General features: G+C 57.0%; 1 protein-coding gene. It reads right to left on the reverse strand.

All coding sequences use genetic code 11. The features are described from left to right. Window positions 1-373, reverse strand: a 373-nt coding sequence (locus GBM95_RS12085; RefSeq protein ID WP_264298110.1) for a transposase, incomplete at its 3' end; no start/stop codon positions are given. Window positions 374-414 lie beyond the last annotated feature (41 nt).

Genomic DNA, 414 nt, shown 5'->3' on the forward strand with positions numbered 1-414 from the left:
GGCGCTTGTGCTTGTTTTCCTCGCCCGGCCAGATTTGCTCAGCGCTTTGACCTTCCTTGATTTTTTGGTTTTCTTCCCGTGAATTGCGCTGTTTGGGTGCTTCAACGAAAGATGAATCCAGCAGCAGCGGATCGTCCTTGGAATCCGGGAAGAATCCCGCCTCATTGAGCGAGGCAATGTGTTTGCGGGCAATGAGCTCCATCACGGATCCCTGTCCGAAAATCTGCTTGTAGCGCCAGATCGCCTGGCGTGAAATGCAGGCTCCCGGAGGCAGATCCAGGAAGCGCTGGACGGAAGTTCGATCGGAGATCGCAAAGGCCATCTCAGCATCGCTGAGCCCCTTCAGACGCTGCAGGAAAATCACCTTGAGCATCAGAACGACGTCGAGCGTGGGGCGGCCGCGCCTGCTCCTGC

It is taken from the genome of Sutterella seckii, assembly GCF_009183815.1.
GTDB lineage: Bacteria > Pseudomonadota > Gammaproteobacteria > Burkholderiales > Burkholderiaceae_F > Sutterella > Sutterella seckii.